This is a genomic window from Streptomyces endocoffeicus, from assembly GCF_016741935.1.
Taxonomy (GTDB): domain Bacteria; phylum Actinomycetota; class Actinomycetes; order Streptomycetales; family Streptomycetaceae; genus Streptomyces; species Streptomyces endocoffeicus.
This window is the reverse complement of sequence record NZ_JAERRG010000037.1, coordinates 1-16,943: the sequence shown is the minus strand read 5'-3', so window position 1 is coordinate 16,943 and position 16,943 is coordinate 1. Positions and strand designations below refer to the sequence as shown.

Annotated in this window: 12 protein-coding genes; 4 read left to right on the top strand and 8 right to left on the bottom strand. The window is 71.3% G+C overall.

The annotated features are described in order from the left end of the window. Positions 1 to 469 precede the first annotated feature (469 nt). A complete protein-coding gene (locus tag JK364_RS46950) occupies positions 470 to 961 on the top strand; it encodes an Rv3235 family protein (protein WP_230993609.1) in 492 nt (163 codons plus the stop codon). Positions 962 to 1,351: 390 nt separating this feature from the next. On the opposite strand, the gene secA is transcribed toward JK364_RS46950, so the two are convergent. Continuing rightward, on the bottom strand, positions 1,352 to 4,198 hold the full coding sequence (gene secA / locus JK364_RS46945) for a preprotein translocase subunit SecA (protein ID WP_201857568.1): 2,847 nt from the start codon (positions 4,196 to 4,198) through the stop codon (positions 1,352 to 1,354). Positions 4,199 to 4,440: 242 nt separating this feature from the next. Between secA and JK364_RS46940 the strand changes: the two genes are divergently transcribed. Beyond that, complete coding sequence (locus JK364_RS46940) at positions 4,441 to 5,121, top strand: GNAT family N-acetyltransferase (RefSeq protein WP_230993608.1); 681 nt, start codon at positions 4,441 to 4,443, stop codon at positions 5,119 to 5,121. Between the two features lie 83 nt (positions 5,122 to 5,204). Then, complete coding sequence (locus JK364_RS46935; protein WP_201857566.1) at positions 5,205 to 6,401, top strand: winged helix-turn-helix domain-containing protein; 1,197 nt, start codon at positions 5,205 to 5,207, stop codon at positions 6,399 to 6,401. 121 nt (positions 6,402 to 6,522) lie between these two features. Here JK364_RS46935 and JK364_RS46930 read toward each other — a convergent pair whose 3' ends face one another. The 7 genes from JK364_RS46930 to mtnA form a co-directional block, all read right to left on the bottom strand. Beyond that, complete coding sequence (locus JK364_RS46930; protein WP_201857565.1) at positions 6,523 to 7,272, bottom strand: response regulator; 750 nt, start codon at positions 7,270 to 7,272, stop codon at positions 6,523 to 6,525. Positions 7,273 to 7,494: 222 nt separating this feature from the next. Next, on the bottom strand, positions 7,495 to 8,184 hold the full coding sequence (gene hpf, locus JK364_RS46925; protein WP_020870848.1) for a ribosome hibernation-promoting factor, HPF/YfiA family: 690 nt from the start codon (positions 8,182 to 8,184) through the stop codon (positions 7,495 to 7,497). Between the two features lie 315 nt (positions 8,185 to 8,499). Beyond that, positions 8,500 to 9,321, bottom strand: a complete 822-nt coding sequence (locus tag JK364_RS46920) for a ComF family protein (protein ID WP_201857608.1) — start codon at positions 9,319 to 9,321, stop codon at positions 8,500 to 8,502. A 176-nt stretch (positions 9,322 to 9,497) separates the two neighbouring features. After that, positions 9,498 to 11,396: an LpqB family beta-propeller domain-containing protein gene (locus JK364_RS46915; RefSeq protein WP_307841619.1), complete on the bottom strand. Its 1,899-nt coding sequence runs from the start codon at positions 11,394 to 11,396 to the stop codon at positions 9,498 to 9,500. After that, entirely contained in the window at positions 11,386 to 13,422 is a 2,037-nt protein-coding gene (gene mtrB / locus JK364_RS46910) for an MtrAB system histidine kinase MtrB (protein ID WP_230993607.1), read from the bottom strand. Before mtrB ends, JK364_RS46915 begins: the two co-directional genes overlap by 11 nt. Position 13,423: 1 nt before the next feature. Next, positions 13,424 to 14,101, bottom strand: a complete 678-nt coding sequence (gene mtrA, locus JK364_RS46905) for a two-component system response regulator MtrA (protein ID WP_020870844.1) — start codon at positions 14,099 to 14,101, stop codon at positions 13,424 to 13,426. Then, positions 14,098 to 15,255, bottom strand: coding sequence for an S-methyl-5-thioribose-1-phosphate isomerase (gene mtnA, locus JK364_RS46900; RefSeq protein WP_201857564.1), 1,158 nt, complete (start codon positions 15,253 to 15,255; stop codon positions 14,098 to 14,100). Before mtnA ends, mtrA begins: the two co-directional genes overlap by 4 nt. Before the next feature lie 149 nt (positions 15,256 to 15,404). Here mtnA and JK364_RS46895 point away from each other — a divergent pair, with 149 nt between their 5' ends. Then, on the top strand, positions 15,405 to 16,670 hold the full coding sequence (locus tag JK364_RS46895; RefSeq protein WP_201857563.1) for a DUF7544 domain-containing protein: 1,266 nt from the start codon (positions 15,405 to 15,407) through the stop codon (positions 16,668 to 16,670). Positions 16,671 to 16,943: the final 273 nt, after the last annotated feature.

The following is a 16,943-nucleotide window of genomic DNA, read 5'->3' as shown; positions in this document are numbered from 1 at the left end:
GGGCGTCCGGGCGACGGACCGGTCCACGAACCGGGCCAAGACGGCTGGAGAGGCCGTACGACGGCGCGGCGGCAGCGGGCCAGGGCAGAGCGGCCCACCCGGCCGCAAAGACCCCCGCCGCCCCCGCACCACCCCCACAACAGCGACACCCCGCACAACGGCCGCACCACCCACGACAGCACCACCCCAAGCACCCCGCACGACAGCCGCACCACCCACGACAGCACCACCCCAAGCACCCCGCACAACGGCCACACGACGCAACGCGACAGCACGCGCAACGGCCTCACCACCCACGACCGCACCGCCCACGACCGCACCGCCCCAGGCGGCCCGCACAACGGCCGCACCACCCACGACAGCACCGTCCACGACAGCACCACCCCAAGCACCCCGCACAACGGCCGCACGACGCAACGCGACAGCACCGCCCCAGGCAGCACACACGACGGCCGCACCGCCCACGACGATGGCGCCACACAGTGCCACGCCGCCTGCCCCGACCGCGCCGCGCAGGACGGCCGTCCCGGGCATCACACCGCCCGTCCCGGCCGCGCACCGCGCGCCCACCGCGTCCCGCGCCGCGGCCGTATCGCGGTCCGCGGCGGCCGCCGCGGCGTGGCGGGAGCGGGACCGGCTGCCGCGCTACTGGTTCGCCAACCGACTGGTGCTCACCCTCAGTGGTCAGCGCCCCGTCCACACCCTCCTCGGGCACGCCCTACCGGCCGCCTACGACCAGCTGATCGAGCTCGCCCCGCGCGCGCCGCTGCGCCCAGCCGGAGAGCGGGCCACAGCGCCCCTGGTGCGGCGCTGTGGCGAGTACCAGCCCCGGCATGGGGTGATCGAGGCGTTCGCCCGGATCACCTCCGGAGACCGGCTCACAGCGCTCGCGTTCCGGCTCGAGCTCGGCGCCGACGCCCGCTGGCGCTGCGCCGCGATCGACCTCGGCCCACTCGCCTAAGCCCCGTCCGACGGATCCCGACGCCTGCGGCGGGCCGCTCTCCTCCCCGCCCCTTCCCGAAACTGGTGCTCTGCCCCAGACCCCGGACCGGGGCTCCGCCCCTTCCCACAGCGTCGGTATGCGGCTGCGCCGCGTGGCAGGGCCCTGGACCCCGGGCCCCGGGGTCCAGGGGCGAAGCCCCTGGTAACGGGAAGGGGCGGGGAGGGGAAAGCATCGACATGCGACTCCGCCGCGTGGCCCGCCGGACCCCATAGGGCCCGGGACGCCAGGGCCGACACCGTAAGCCGACCCAATCCGCGAAACCGGCCCACAGGGCGGCATGCGCAACGCGACAGGCCGGGGCGCCGCGCTCTCGCGCGGCACCCCGGCCCGTTCACCCCAGCCCGGTCACTACTTCTTACGGCGGCGACCCTTCTGCGCCTTGCGCCGCTCCGCCCGCGTCAGCCCATCGGCCTCCGACCGCGGCGGCGGGGGCGTCTCACCGTTGGGGAAGTCGCCCTCGACGACGCCGCCCTCTCCGTCCACCGTCGGCGCGGAGAAGTGCAGCCGGTCCGGCCGCTGCGGGGCCTCCAGGCCCTTGGCGCGGATCTCGGGGCGGGCCGCCGAGGAGCCCGCGGACGGCGCGCCCGCCGGCACCGCGTCCTGCACGTCCTTCTCGAGGGCGACCTGCTCCTCCGACTCCTCGACCGGGACCTCCTCGACCTGCTGCTCGACCTGGACCTCCAGGTTGAACAGATAGCCGACGGACTCCTCCTTGATGCCCTCCATCATGGCCTGGAACATGTCGAAGCCCTCGCGCTGGTACTCGACCAGCGGGTCCTTCTGGGCCATCGCGCGCAGCCCGATGCCCTCCTGGAGGTAGTCCATCTCGTAGAGGTGCTCGCGCCACTTGCGGTCCAGGACGGAGAGCACGACCCGCCGCTCCAGCTCACGCATGATCTCGGAGCCCAGCTGCTCCTCGCGCGACTCGTACTGCTGGTGGATGTCGTCCTTGACGGACTCCTCGATGAACTCGGCGGTGATCCCGGCGCGGTCGCCGGCCTCCTCCTCCAGCTCCTCGACGGCCACGCTGACCGGGTAGAGCTGCTTGAAGGCGTTCCACAGCCGGTCCAGGTCCCACTCCTCGGCGAAGCCCTCGACCGTCTCCGCCCGCACATAGGCCTCGATGGTGTCGTTCATGAAGTGGCCGACCTGGTCCTGAAGGTTCTCGCCCTCCAGGACGCGGCGGCGCTCGCCGTAGATGACCTCACGCTGGCGGTTGAGGACCTCGTCGTACTTCAGGACGTTCTTACGGGTCTCGAAGTTCTGCTGCTCGACCTGCGACTGGGCGGAGGCGATGGCCCGCGTGACCATCTTGTTCTCGATCGGGACGTCGTCCGGGACGTTCGCCATCGCCATGACGCGCTCGACCATCTGCGCCTTGAAGAGCCGCATCAGATCGTCGCCGAGGGAGAGGTAGAAGCGGGACTCGCCGGGGTCGCCCTGACGGCCGGAGCGGCCGCGGAGCTGGTTGTCGATCCGGCGCGACTCATGGCGCTCGGTGCCCAGCACATACAGCCCGCCGAGCTCCTTGACCTCCTCGAACTCGGCCTTGACCGCGGCCTCGGCCTTCTCCAGGGCCGCGGGCAGCGCGGCGGCCCACTCCTCGGAGTGCTCCACCGGGTCCAGACCGCGCTGGCGCAGCTCGGCCTCGGCGAGGTCGTCGGGGTTGCCGCCGAGCTTGATGTCGGTACCGCGGCCCGCCATGTTGGTCGCGACGGTCACGGCGCCCTTACGGCCGGCCTGGGCGACGATCGTCGCCTCCCGGTCGTGCTGCTTGGCGTTGAGCACCTCATGCGGCACCCCGCGCTTGGCGAGCTGCTGGGAGAGGTACTCGGACTTCTCCACGGAGGTCGTGCCGACCAGGACCGGCTGACCCTTCTGGTGCTTCTCGGCGATGTCGTCGACCACCGCGTCGAACTTGGCGACCTCGGTGCGGTAGATCAGGTCGGACTGGTCGATCCGGGCGAGGGCGCGGTGGGTCGGGATCGGGACCACGCCGAGCTTGTAGATCTGGTGGAACTCGGCGGCCTCGGTCATCGCCGTACCGGTCATGCCGGAGAGCTTGTCGTAGAGGCGGAAGAAGTTCTGCAGGGTGATCGTGGCGAGCGTCTGGTTCTCGTCCTTGATCTCCACCCCTTCCTTCGCCTCGATGGCCTGGTGCATGCCCTCGTTGTAGCGGCGGCCCGCGAGGATACGGCCGGTGTGCTCGTCGACGATCATGACTTCGCCGTCCATGACGACGTAGTCCTTGTCGTTCTTGAAGAGCTCCTTGGCCTTGATCGCGTTGTTGAGGTAGCCGACCAGCGGCGTGTTGACCGACTCGTAGAGGTTGTCGATCCCCAGCCAGTCCTCGACCTTGGTGACCCCGGACTCATGGATGCCGACGGTCCGCTTCTTCTCGTCGACCTCGTAGTCCCCGGTCTCCTCCTGGCCCTTCTGCGGCTCGGCGGCCTGGCCCCGGCTGAGCCGGGTGACCAGCTTGGCGAAGTCGCCGTACCACTTGGTGGCCTGGTCGGCCGGGCCGGAGATGATCAGCGGCGTACGGGCCTCGTCCACCAGGATCGAGTCGACCTCGTCGACGATCGCGTAGCTGTGACCGCGCTGGACCAGCTCGTCCTTCGCCCACGCCATGTTGTCGCGCAGATAGTCGAAGCCGAACTCGTTGTTGGTGCCGTAGGTGATGTCGCACGCGTACTGCTCGCGGCGCTGCGCCGGGGTCATGTTGGCGAGGATGCAGCCGACCTCCAGGCCGAGGAACCGGTGCACCCGGCCCATCCACTCGGAGTCGCGCTCGGCCAGGTAGTCGTTGACCGTGATGAGGTGGACGCCCTTGCCCGACAGCGCGTTCAGATACGCCGGGAGGGTGCCGACCAGGGTCTTGCCCTCACCGGTCTTCATCTCGGCGACATACCCGAGATGCAGCGCCGCGCCGCCCATCAGCTGGACGTCGTAGTGACGCTGTCCGAGCACCCGCTTGGCCGCCTCGCGCACCGTGGCGAACGCTTCGGGCATCAGGTCGTCGAGGGTCTCACCGTCGTCGTACCGCTGCTTGTACTCGTCGGTGAGGGCGCGCAGCTCGGCGTCGGAGAGGGACAGGAAGTCCTCTTCGATGGAATTGACCTGGTCCGCGATGCGGTGCAGCTTGCGCAGGATCTTTCCTTCGCCTGCACGCATGAGCTTGTTGAGGACGGACACGTAGGCTGGCTCCTTGCCGGTCGGGCCTGGCACGGTCGGGGTGCGCTGGCGCGGCATTGTCAAGGGGCGCAGGCCCCGCCGCAACGGCCATCGTAAGACAGACCCCGGCACGCCGGGAGGTCCGTCACCACGAGGACCGGATGTCACCTCACCGTGTCAACGCCCGAGAGGCCCCCCAGGTGCCCTCCAATTCACCGAAACCGCTCGCGGTGAGTGACGACGGCGGCGCAGACTCGGGTCGCATGGAGCCTGTCACCCTCACCACCGAGCGCCTGGTCCTGCGCCCCTTCCGCCCCTCCGACACGGACGCCGTCTTCGCGGCTTGTCAGGACCCGGACATCCAGCGATGGACCAGCGTGCCGTCCCCGTACGAACGCGCGCACGCGGAGGACTTCACCGGCCGGATCTGCCCGGAGAACTGGCGTGACGACGTGACCTACGACTTCGCCGTGCTCACCAAGAGTGACGGCGCCCTCGTGGGCGCCATGGGCCTGGTGCGGCTGGCCCATCTGCGCTCCCCCGAGCACCAGGCCGAGCTGGGCTACTGGACGGCGCGCGAGCGGCGGCGGCACGGCTACACGGGTGAGGCGGCGCGCGCCGTGATCGAGTGGGCGTTCACCCGGCTCGGGGTGGAGCGCCTGGAGTGGTGCTGCGAGGCCGGGAACGAGGGCTCGCGGGCGGTCGCCCTCGGGGCGGGCTTCCGGATGGAGGGGACGGACCGCGCCCGGATCGTCCACCAGGGGACCCGGCGGGACGCCTGGCGGGGCGCGCTGCTGCCCTCCGACTGGGGGCTGCCGTCGACGACGCCGTATCTGCCCGCCAAGGCGTCCGTGGCGGCCAACGCGCCCCAGGAGCCGGAGGCGTCCGGCCGGGCGTCCGGCCAGGCATCCGGCCAGGCGCCCACGGCGCCGTCGGTCGCCTGAGGGCGGCGTCGGCGGCGTCGGCGGCGTCGGCGGCGTCGGCGGCGTCGGCGGCGTTGTCAGTGGGTGCTACTACGGTGGCGCGCATGACGAACGCCGCCACCGGGTCCGCCGTGGACCGCACACCCGAGGCCACCCTCTCCGCCGACGAGGCGCGCCGGATCGCGCTGCGCGCCCAGGGGCTGCTGGGCGCCCCCGACCGGCGTGGCGGGGTGCGGGGCGTGCTGCGCCACCTGGGCGCGGTGCAGCTGGACACGATCTCGGTGCTGGCCCGCTCCCATGAGCTGATTCCGTACGCACGGCTGGGCGCGGTCGGCCGTAAGACGGTCGAGTCGGCGTACTGGACCGGCACCCACGCCTTCGAGTACTGGTCGCATGCCGCCTGTGTGCTGCCGATCGAGGAGTGGCCGCACTTCGCCTTCCGGCGCCGCGCCTACCGCCTCCGTCCGCACTGGCACCACGAGCTGCCGGACGGGGTGTACGAGACGGTGGTGAAGCAGCTGCGCGCGGAGGGCCCGCTGACCGCGACGGAGCTGGGCGGGGCCAAGAACGGCGGACCGTGGTGGGACTGGTCGGCGGCGAAGATCGCCGTCGAGCGGGCGCTGATGTTCGGCGAGGTCGTTTCCGTCGAGCGGCGCGGCTGGAAGCGGGTGTACGACCTGGCGGAGCGCGCCGTTCCGGACGCCCTGCTCCATGACGACCTGGACGACCGGGAGTGTCTGCGCCGGCTGGTCCGGCTGGCCGGGCAGTCCCTGGGTGTGGGCACGCGGGCGGACCTCGCCGACTACCACCGGCTCAAGGGCGAGCAGGTGGAGGCGGTGATCGCGGACTCGGGGCTGGTGCCGGTGGCGGTCGAGGGCTGGGACAAACCGGCCTGGGCGGACCCCGAGGCGCTGGCCACCCCGCCGCGCGGCCGGCACCGCACCACCCTGCTGTCGCCCTTCGACTCGCTGATATGGGACCGGGCGCGCACCGAGCGGATCTTCGGCTTCAGCCATCGGCTGGAGGCGTACGTGCCCAGGCCCAAGCGGATCTACGGCTACTTCGCCATGCCGCTGCTGTCCGGCGGGCGGCTGCTGGGCCGGGTCGATCCGGCCCGGGAGGGGACGACCCTGGTGGCGCGGCAGGTGTCCCTGGAGTCGCCGAAGGCCGTGGCCCCCATGGCGCAGGCGCTGCGGGAGGCGGCCGAATGGGTGGGCTGTGACGCCGTACGGGTCGAGCGCGTGGACCGCCCGGAGCTGGCCGCACCGCTCGTGGCGGCGGTCTCGGCGGCGGTCGCCTGAACCGATCCGGGCTCACCCGGGGCGCTTCCCCGAGGCTGCGGCCCCGGGCCCCGGGGTTCGGCCCGGGATCCGAGGTCCAGCCCCGGACTCCGGGCTCCGGACTCCGGGCGAGGCGAACCTCTCACCTGATCTCGAGGATCTTCTCCCGCATCGCGTACACCACGGCCTCCATCCTGGAGTGCAGCTGCAATTTCTCCAGAATGTTGCGCACGTGGTTCTTCACGGTGTTCTCGCTGATGAACAGCTCCTTGGCGATATCCCGGTTGTTCATTCCGGTCGCCACCAGCTTGAGCACCTCCAGCTCCCGGTCGGTGAGCCGGGGCGCGGGCACCAGCCGCCGCTCGTCGGTGCGCTGGATCATCGACTTGAACTCGGTCAGCAGCTTGGCCGCCATCGACGGGCTGATCTGCGACTGGCCGTCCGCCACCGCCCGGATCGCGGTCGAGACCTCGTCGGTCGAGATCTCCTTCAGCAGATAGCCCGTGGCGCCTGCCTTGATCGCGTCATAGAGATCGGCTTCCTCATCGCTGATCGTCAGCATGATGATCTTGGCGCTGGGTGCCACCTCCTTGATGGCGGTGCACGCCTCGATCCCCCCGCGCTTGGGCATCCGCACATCCATCAGGACGATGTCCGGCAGCAGATCCGCCGCCTTGTCCACGGCCTCGGCCCCGTCCCCCGCCTCGCCGACGACCTGGATGTCCTCCTCCTGAGCCAGGACGATCTCCAATCCACGCCGGAAGAGCGCGTGGTCGTCCACGACGAGGACCCGAATCGGCTCCTTGCGCGGTTCGCCGCGCGGCTCGCCCCCGTCCGGACCGACGCCATGGTCTTCACCGGCGCCGGACACGGGCCCGAAGCTATCCGCCATCGTTCCTCCCCCTGAAGGCCATGGCCCTTGCGGTCCGCACCCTGGGTGCACTCGGTCTGGCGTCAACCGGTGCTTGCGGTACACCGGTTGGCCGCGCGGCCATGATTTCATGCCCGGACGGCGGAATGGTCCCGCCGTGGTCGCACGGAGGTGCCCCGGGGGGCGCGCAGGCGCTCCGGGGCACCACTTACGTGTCAGGCTGAATTCGGCTGAATTTCTCGGTCAGCCACCGAGTGCGCCGCCCGCGCCGCCGGCTGCCTCTCCGACGAACGCTTCCGGCTGAAGATGAATCACCCCGTAGTCATAGCCATGCCGCCGGTAGACGACGCTGGGTCGATTGGTGTCGGAGTCGACGAACAGATAGAAGTCGTGCCCGACCAGCTCCATCTCGTAGAGAGCCTGGTCGAGCGACATGGGAGCCGCGGCGTGAGTCTTCTCCCGGACCACCAGGGGGCCCTCGCCCTGGACTTCCAGGGGGCCCATCCGGGTGGTGGGGACGGTCTCCGTCGTGCGCTGGGGGGCGATATCCCCATGCCCGTTGATGCGCGCCGCGTTGGGCACGGTGATGGCCACGTCGCTGGCCGGAATGCGACCGTTGCCACGGCGCGTATGGCGCTTGTCGTGCTGCTTGCGCATCCGTGCCTCCAGCTTGCTGGCCGCCAGGTCCAGCGCTGCGTACGGATCGGCCGCGGCGGCCTCCGCCCGGATCACCGGGCCCCGCGAGCGGAGCGTGATCTCCACTCGGTCGGCGCGGTCGGACTGCCGCGGGTTGTGTTCCTTGGACACCTCGACGTCGAGGCTGATCACCTTGCCGTCGAGCTTCTGGATCTTATCCAGCTTCAGCTTCTCGGCCACGTGCTTCCGGAACCGCTCGGGCACCTCAGTTTTACGGCCCTTGACGACGATGTCCACGCAGAACTCCGTTCCCGGGTAGCTCCAGTCAGTATCGGAGCGTCATCCCTTGTGCACTTGGCTCCGGCGTCTTCCGGAGCCACCGGCTTGGCGCTTTCAGCTCCTCCTTCCCACCGGGAGGATCTCAATCCCGTTTGTTCCAAGCCTCACCAGAATGCAGGCAAAACACGCCAAGCGGATGAGCGAGTCATAGCACCCGCCATTCCTCACAACCGAACATAGCTCGACCGGTCGGAAGTCGGCACCCCCTACCGGCCCGTACCTCCGATCAGGTGCTTTGCCGTGCTTACCACCTGCAACGATGCGGCTTCGTAATCAGTTCCGGTTGGTGGCCGTCAGCGGTGCCGCGACCACGGCAGCGCCGATGACCAGCCCTCCGGCCGCCGTCACCGCCCGCGCCGCCTCCGCGAGCGAGGCTCCTGTGGTCATCAGATCGTCCACCACCACTACCGGGCCCGCCACCAGCAGCCGTCCGCCGCCGGGGACCGCCCCCAGCGCTCCGGTCACATTCGCCCGCCGCTGCCGCGCGTCCAGCCCCGACTGGTCGGTCACCCGGCGCCGCTGGCACAGCACGGCCGGGACCCTCGCCGCGCGCCCGTCGGCGCGCAGCACACCCGCCGCGGCGAGCGCGATCCGCCGGGCCGGGTCATGCCCCCGGGCGCCCACCGAGCGCCGGGCCGATGGCACCGGCACCAGCAGCAGCGGCGCTCCGCAGGGTCTCGCCCCCGGTCCGGCACCGGGTCTCGTACCCGGTCTGGTCTCCTGTCTCGTACCCGGTCTCGCCCCGCATACCGCGCCCGATCCCACGGCCGACCGCCCTCGGGACCCCGCACCGGGCCCGCCGCCAGGGCAGGCCGCCCGCACGGCTCTCGCCAGCGCCTCGCCCAGCGGCCGCGCCAACCGGAGCGCTCCCCGCTCCTTGTGCGCGAGCAGCACGGCCCGCGCCTCGTCCACGTATTCCACCGCCGCATGGACCACCGGCAGCCCCGGCGGCGCCGGGCTCGGCTCCACCCGGCGCGCCCCGGAACCCCGCAGCGCCCCACGACAACGGTCACACAGTGTGCCGCCCGGCCGACCGCATCCGGCGCAGTCGGCCGGCAGCACCAGATCGGAGATCTCCTGCCACCAGCCCCGCATGAACACCACTGTCCCGGTGGTCACGCCCCCGCGCCACCCCTTGTGGACAACCACGCACATGTGGACAACCGGCCACCCCCGATCGGTGTACAGGCCTAAAAGGTCAGGGCAGACCCGGCCAGGGCAGACCCAGACCTGGCGAGCAGACCTCGCCGAGCAGAGCCGGCCGAGCAGAGCTAGCCGGGGTAGACCGGAGCCGAGCCGTCCTGATCCACGGTCTTCCAGTCGGTGTTCGGCAGCAGCCGCACGATGCCGTTCTCCCTGGTCTCGGCGATCAGCGGCCGGGTCTGGTCCTCCGAGGCGCCGATCGACTGCACACCGTTCGGTCCCGGCACCTCCGGGACGTTCGCCGGGGAGCCGTCCGACTCCACGTACTGGAGCTGCTGCACCCCGTCCGACTCCCGGCCCGCGACCACCAGCCGGCTGTCCCCGGCCCACGAGAAGGTGTCCACGTCCTCCAGCTTCGGCGCGACCGCCCGCAGCGCCCCCACCGACAGCTTCGGGGCGTCCGCGGTGCCCCGCCGCTCGATCCGGCCGAGCCGCAGCGTGGTGTGGCCGGACCGCTTGACCAGCATCGCGATCCTGGAGCCGTCCGCGGACACCCGCAGCGCCGTGATCCGGCCACCGTCCAGCTCGGGCAGCCGCACCTCGTCCGCCGGTCCGGTGCCACCCCGCAGCCGCAGCAGCCTCGGCTGCCGCGGATCCCGGTCGGCCACCCACAGCCCGCCCAGCCCGTCCCAGCTGGGCGCCGTCAGACCGTGCTCCACGCTGCCGCCCCGGCTGCGCACCCGCACCTTGCCGCGGTCGTCGCTGCCGGACGCCAGCTCGGTCACATACAGCGCCGAGCCGTCGGTGGTGACCCCCGCCGCGTCCCGCTCGTCGCGGGAGACCGCCACCGAGCCCAGACCCGCGTCAACGGCGCCGAACGGCCCCGGAACCGGCTGCGGCCGGTCCTCGTCGTCGGACAGCCGGACCATCCGGTTTTCGGAGTCCACGAAATACTGGTGGCGCGGATGGCCCTCGACCCCGTCCGGGGCGTAGGCACGTGCCGCGTCACTGGAGAGGGCACATAGCTCCGAACCGTTCTGCCGCTCCAGCCGCACCCCGCTGACCTCGGACGATCCCTCGCCCAGATCCTGGACCGTGAACAGCGTCTGCGCCGCCATCCGGGCGCAGCGCGCCGCGCTGATCCGGGCGGCCCGCTCGTTCAGCCGGATCTTCAACGCGTTCGAGTCGTCCAGCGACAGCCGCTCGTCCCGGCGGCCGAGCGCCGCACCGCGCGGGAAGGAGCTGCTGACCACCGGCTCCAGCCACCCCGTGGGACCGTCCAGCAGCGCCTTGACGGTCGCGGTCACCGGGTCGATACGACGCCGCACATAGACCGGATCGGCCACCAGCACGTTGTCCCCGGCCTTCGAATCCTCGGCGTCCGGGCCGAGATCGGCGAAGTAGTACTTGTTGACCGAGCGGTAGATGCGCTGGAAGTCGGACTCGCCGAGGATCAGCCCCCGCGGCGGTCCGTCGATCCGCCACTCCGAACCGCTCAGGGTGAGATGGATGCGCTCCTCGTACGGCTGCTCATCCGGCTTGTAGGCGTGGGTCTCGTCCACGACGGCGATCCGCTTGCCCGACAGCACGACCGTCTTACCGTTGCCGTCCCGGTCGCCCGGGTCCGTCTCCACCCGCACGTCAGGCGCCTGGTCCAGCACAGTGGTGGCCGCGAAGGGCTGCCACCGCTTGCTCGCGCTCTTGGTCAGGTACTCCTTCGCCGTGCCGAAGTTCTCCTCGTCGCTCGTCGTGGCCTCCAGGAAGCCGGAGACCAGCTCCGCGGGCTGCTCGCCCTTGCCCGGGCTCACCCCGTACACCCGCACCTGCGAGTCGACGTCGGAGCGCGGTGAGGAGTCCACCCGCCGCACATCGCCACTGTCGGGCATCGAGGCGCAGCCGGACAGCAGCAGGGCGCCACAGGCCAGCAGCACGGGCGCGCTCAGGCCCCGGCCACCCGGGCGGCGCACCCGGCGGCGGAAACGGCGACGGTCAGCGCGGTCGGCACGGTCAGCGCGGTCAGCGCCCACGAGGGCGGCCCTCCCCTTCGTTCGATGGCGTCGGCCCGGCGGACGGCTCCTGGCCGCCCCGCGGCCCGTCGGACGGCGTCTCCGGGGTACCACGCACCACCCGGGCCCCATTGCCCGGCAGGGCCGTCGGATCGGCGGACGGCGCCACGGCGTCGGCGGGCAGCGCGGACCGCGGCTGCGCGGGCACCGCCGCCAGCCGCTCCGCCGCGGGCTGCGGGGCCACGGCATCACTCGGACGGCGGTTGCTCCGGGAGTCGTCGGGCTCCAGGGGGATCGGCGAGCCACGCAGCACATCGCCCGCGGTGCGCGGCAGCGTCAGCCGGAACTGCGACCCGCCGCCGGGCTCGCCCCACGCCTGGAGCCAGCCGCCGTGCAGCCGCGCGTCCTCCACCGCGATCGACAGGCCCAGGCCGGTGCCGCCGGTGGTGCGCGCACGAGCCGGATCGGCCCGCCAGAAGCGGTTGAACACCCGCGTCGCCTCGCCGGGCTTGAGCCCGACGCCATAGTCCCGCACCGCGACGGCCACCGCGCCGCCCGCCGTCGCGAGCCGTACGACCACATCGCGGCCCTCACCGTGCTCCACGGCGTTGACCACCAGATTCCGCAGCACCCGCTCGACGCGGCGGGGGTCCGCCTCGGCGATCACCGGCGCCTCGGCGCCCCGCACCAGGATCCGGGTGCCCTTGGCCTCCGCGAGCGGCTCGGCCCCGTCGACCACCCGGTGCACAACATCGCGCAGATCGATCGGCTCGGCCTCCAGCGCGGCCGCGCCCGCGTCGAACCGGCTGATCTCCAGCAGATCGCTGAGCAGCGACTCGAAGCGGTCGACCTGGCCCCACAGCAGCTCGGCCGAGCGCGCGGTGATCGGATCGAAGTCCTCACGCGCCTCATGGATGACGTCCGCCGCCATCCTTACGGTCGTCAGCGGGGTGCGCAGCTCATGGGAGACATCGGAGACGAAGCGGCGCTGCATCCGGGAGAGCTCCTCCAGCTGCTGGATCTTGAGCTGAAGGTTCTGCGCCATCTTGTTGAACGACTCGCCCAGGCGGGCGATGTCGTCCTCCCCTGTGACCTTCATCCGCTCCTGGAGCAGTCCGGCCGCCAGCCGCTCGGAGATCCCCGCCGCCATCCTTACGGGCGTCACGACCTGCCGGACCACCACCCAGGCGATGGCCCCGAGCAGCACCACCACGAACACCCCGGCCGTGGCCAGGGTGCCCTTGACCAGGCTCAGGGACTTCTCCTCCTGGGTGAACGGGAAGAGGTAGTACAGCTGGTAGGCGTCGCCGTTGTTGTCATCCAGACGCTTGCCGATGATCAGCGCGGGCTCGGCGTCCCCGGAGCCCGCGTGCGCGATCTTCCCGTAGCGCTCGTACGGCGCCGTCCGGCCCTCGTCCACCCGGCGGCGCAGATCGGCGGGCACACTGTCCGGCTGCACATCGCCGGAGGCCCGCGGCCCCCGGCTGGCCACATAGGGCGTCTCGCCGGAGTCGGAGCTGAGCGCCACCACCGAATAGGCGCCCTTGCCGCCGCTGGCGAGCTGCTCCACCAGCGCGTTCAGCCAGGCACCGGAGTCCTCGGCACCGGCACCGGCCCCGTCCTGGCCACGGTTGTCACTCTTGCGGTCGGCCATCTGCTCGGCCACCTCGAACCCGCCGACCGCCTGGCCCTGCGCCGCATGGCGCTTGGCGTCCAGCAGACCGTTGCGCACCTGCCCGATGACCACCAGACCCAGCAGCAGCACCACACCGAGCGACATCAGCAGCGTGGTGGCCACCACCCGCAGCTGGATGTTCCGCCGCCACAGCCGGGCAGCAGGCAGCAGCGGACGGCGCGCCCACCGGCCGAACAGCCGGATCACCGGATGGGCCGGCCCTCCGGACGCCCCGTCGGGCAGCAGCTGCCCGCCGCTCCACAACCTGCGCAGCAGCGGAATCTCGCCCGCCGGGTCGGGCCGCCCGATCCGGGCACCCTCCGGAGCCCCGCCGCCCGGTCCACCGGGCTGCGGCGCCGTACCACCGGTCATCTCAGCTGGGCCCGGCCTTGTAGCCGACACCGCGCACGGTCACCACGATCTCCGGCCGCTCCGGGTCCTTCTCGACCTTCGACCGCAGTCGCTGCACATGCACATTCACCAGCCGGGTGTCGGCGGCATGCCGATAGCCCCACACCTGCTCCAGCAGCACCTCACGGGTGAACACCTGCCACGGCTTACGGGCCAGCGCCACCAGAAGATCGAACTCCAGCGGCGTCAGCGCTATCGACTGGCCGTCCCGCTTCACCGAGTGCCCCGCCACGTCGATCACCAGATCGCCGATGGCCAGCTGCTCCGGCGCCGGTTCCTCGGAACGCCTCAGCCGCGCCCGTATCCGGGCCACCAGCTCCTTCGGCTTGAACGGCTTGACGATGTAGTCATCCGCCCCCGACTCGAGCCCGACCACCACATCGACCGTGTCGGTCTTGGCCGTGAGCATGACGATCGGCACCCCGGACTCGGCCCGGATCAGCCGGCAGACCTCGATGCCATCCCGTCCGGGCAGCATCAGATCGAGCAGCACAAGATCGGGCTTGGTCTCACGGAAAGCGGCAAGAGCCTTGTCGCCGTCCGACACGAACGACGGTTCAAAGCCTTCGCCGCGCAGCACGATGCCGAGCATCTCTGCCAGTGCGGTGTCGTCGTCGACGACAAGGACGCGTCCCTTCATATCGACATCATCCCATTACCCGATCGTGACCTGGCCCACAGCTCGGCGATACCGTCCGCGGTGACCGGGGAAATCACGCCGTCCTCGGTGACGATCGCCGTCACCAACTCCGGTGGTGTGACGTCGAAGGCCGGATTGTGGGCCTGTGTGCCCAGCGGAGCGACCGGCACTCCGGTGCCCGCCTCCTGTCCGGCGATGGGGACATACGGAATTGTGATGTCTGTCACTTCATGTCCAGGACGTTGTTCGACCTCGATCGCGGCTCCGTCGGGAGTGCCCGGGTCCACGGTGGTGGTCGGGGCGACCACCACGAACGGCACATGGTGGTAACGGGCCAGCACCGCGAGCGGATAACTGCCCACCTTGTTGGCCACCGAGCCGTCCGCGGCGATCCGGTCCGCGCCTATCAGCACCGCGTCCACCTCACCGGCCGCGAAGAGCGAGCCCGCCGCGTTGTCGGCGAGCAGCGTGTACGCCATTCCGGCACGCGCCGCCTCGTACGCGGTCAACCGCGCCCCCTGGAGCAGGGGCCGGGTCTCATCCACCCAGAGCCGCCGCAGCTGCCCCGCCCGGTGCACCGCCTTGACCACGGCGAGGGCGGTCCCCTCGCCTCCGGAGACCAGGGCGCCGGTGTTGCAGTGGGTGAGGATCCGATGGCCCCCGGCAGGCAGCAGCTCTTCGAGGAGTGCCTGACCACGGGCCGCCATGCGCTCGCTGGCCTCGGCATCCTCCCGGTGCAGAACACGGGCCTCGGCGAGGGCCGCCGCGGCGGCCTGAGCGTCGTCCGCGTCGTCCCGAAGCGCGGCGTGATACGCGGCGACGGCACGGCGGACCCCATAGGCGAGATTGACGGCCGTGGGGCGGGCATGGGCGAGCGATTCGGCGGCCTCGTCCACATCGAAGCCACGGGCCGCGGCGAGCGCGATTCCGTATGCCCCGGCGAGGCCGAGCAGCGGGGCGCCGCGCACGGCGAGGGAGCGGATCGCCTCCACCAGCGCCGGCACATCGGTGCACACCAGATCGACCTCTTCGGCGGGCAGCCGAGTCTGGTCGAGAAGTACCAGTACGGGCCCCTCCGGGGGCTCCTCCCAGCGCAGCGCCAGGGCGGTAGGAGGTATGGAGCCTTCCGGGGACACCGGATGCTGATCAGCCATCCGCCCAGTTTGCCTTGTGCGCCACCGACTATTGAAGTGCCGGACCGCCCCCAGTGACCGGTCCGGGGTGGAACGCACCGTGGCACGATGGCTGACATCCGCCCGCCGCGGACGCCGCGGCCGGTCAACGAACAACCTACGGAGCGACGATGAATGACTCTCCGGGCTGGGCCCCGCCCGGATCGTCCCCTTCCGACGAACCGGACCACGGCGCTCAGCAGCAGAACGAGCCCGCCGACCAGCCCGCCGCGGAGCAGCGAGCATGGGGCGAACAGTGGGCCCGCCGCCAGCCGCCGCCCGGCCGCTGGGCCGCGTCGGGAAGCCGCACGCCACCGCCGGTGCCGCCCGCTCCCGGACCGGGTGGCGGATGGGGCACCGGCCGGCGTCGGCCGCCCGCTCCCCGCCCCGGAGTCATTCCGCTGCGGCCGCTGGGCGTCAGCGAGATCCTGGACGGTGCGGTGGCCATCATGCGCGCCCACTGGCGCACGGTCCTCGGCCTCTCGCTGATCGTCTCGATCGTCACCCAAGGTCTGATCACGGCCGCCACGGGACTGTGGTTCAACGACGGCCGAGGGAACGAGAGCAAGGTCCTCGACGATCCGGACGCCACCGTCGGTCAGGCGCTGCGTGCCGTCGGCGACACACTCGGGGACAGCGGAGTCACCCTGCTGCTCGGCGTCCTCGGAACGATCGTCACGACCGCCCTGCTGACCGTGGTCACCGCACGGGCCGTCCTGGGCCGGAACGTCTCCACACGGGAGGCCTGGGCCGGTGCCCGGCCGCACCTCCTTCAGCTGTGCGGGCTGCTCGTGCTGATCCCCACCATCGCCGCGGCCGTCATCGCCGCCGGTATGACGCCGGGTCTGCTGCTGGCCGTGGCGGGCGTGCCGAGCGAGGGCGCCGCGCTGGCCTCTCTGGGCGGGCTCGCCGCAGCGTGCGTCGCCGCCTGGCTCTGGGTCCGCTTCAGCCTCGCCGCTCCCGCGCTGATGCTGGAGAAGCAGGGGATCATCAAGGCCCTGCGACGCTCCTTCAAGTTGGTGCGCGGCTCGTGGGGGCGCGTCTTCGGCGTCCAACTGCTGGCCGTCGTCCTGGTCTTCATCGTCGGCGCCATCATCGAAATCCCCACCAGCCTGGTCGCCATGGTGATCGGCGGGGACAACGCCATGGACTGGCTGTCCGGCGAATCCGTCTCCGTCGGCTGGACCTTCCTGATCGTGGTCGGCGTCGGCGGAGTGATCAGCTCGACCATCACCTTCCCGATCAGCGCGGGTGTGACGGCCCTCCTCTACATGGACCAGCGCATCCGGCGCGAGGCCCTCGACCTCGAGCTCGCCCGCGCCGCGGGGATGCCTGGAGATTCGACAGAAAGTCATGACGAGACCCAACCGACCGTCGGCTCCACGTCCTGGAACTGACGGCGTCACAACAGACGGGGACGGACGGGGCGTCACCCTACGCCCCCTCACCGCACAGCTCGTCATGCTCACAGGCCATCACCTCCCCCTCCGCCCGCTCGGCGCATACGTCCGCTGCCGCTTGGGCCTCTTGACTGGTCGTCAACGGACCCTCTGACTGGCCCTCACCGACTACTCTGCGTGACCCTCACCATGCCACGCCAGAGGTCTGATGCCTTTTCACTCGATCCGGTGGAACATCCGATCGAGTGGGAACGCAAAAATGCCTCGGTT

Bases quoted from the DNA above. Each gene is read 5' to 3' on its own strand.
- mtnA (WP_201857564.1), bottom strand. From the start codon at position 15,255: ATGGCTGATCAGCATCCGGTGTCCCCGGAAGGCTCCATACCTCCTACC.
- JK364_RS46895 (WP_201857563.1), top strand. From the start codon at position 15,405: ATGAATGACTCTCCGGGCTGGGCCCCGCCCGGATCGTCCCCTTCCGAC.
- JK364_RS46950 (WP_230993609.1), top strand. From the start codon at position 470: ATGGCGCCACACAGTGCCACGCCGCCTGCCCCGACCGCGCCGCGCAGG.
- JK364_RS46920 (WP_201857608.1), bottom strand. From the start codon at position 9,321: ATGCGGGGCTGGTGGCAGGAGATCTCCGATCTGGTGCTGCCGGCCGAC.
- JK364_RS46940 (WP_230993608.1), top strand. From the start codon at position 4,441: ATGGAGCCTGTCACCCTCACCACCGAGCGCCTGGTCCTGCGCCCCTTC.
- mtrA (WP_020870844.1), bottom strand. From the start codon at position 14,101: ATGAAGGGACGCGTCCTTGTCGTCGACGACGACACCGCACTGGCAGAG.
- mtrB (WP_230993607.1), bottom strand. From the start codon at position 13,422: ATGACCGGTGGTACGGCGCCGCAGCCCGGTGGACCGGGCGGCGGGGCT.
- JK364_RS46935 (WP_201857566.1), top strand. From the start codon at position 5,205: ATGACGAACGCCGCCACCGGGTCCGCCGTGGACCGCACACCCGAGGCC.
- JK364_RS46930 (WP_201857565.1), bottom strand. From the start codon at position 7,272: ATGGCGGATAGCTTCGGGCCCGTGTCCGGCGCCGGTGAAGACCATGGC.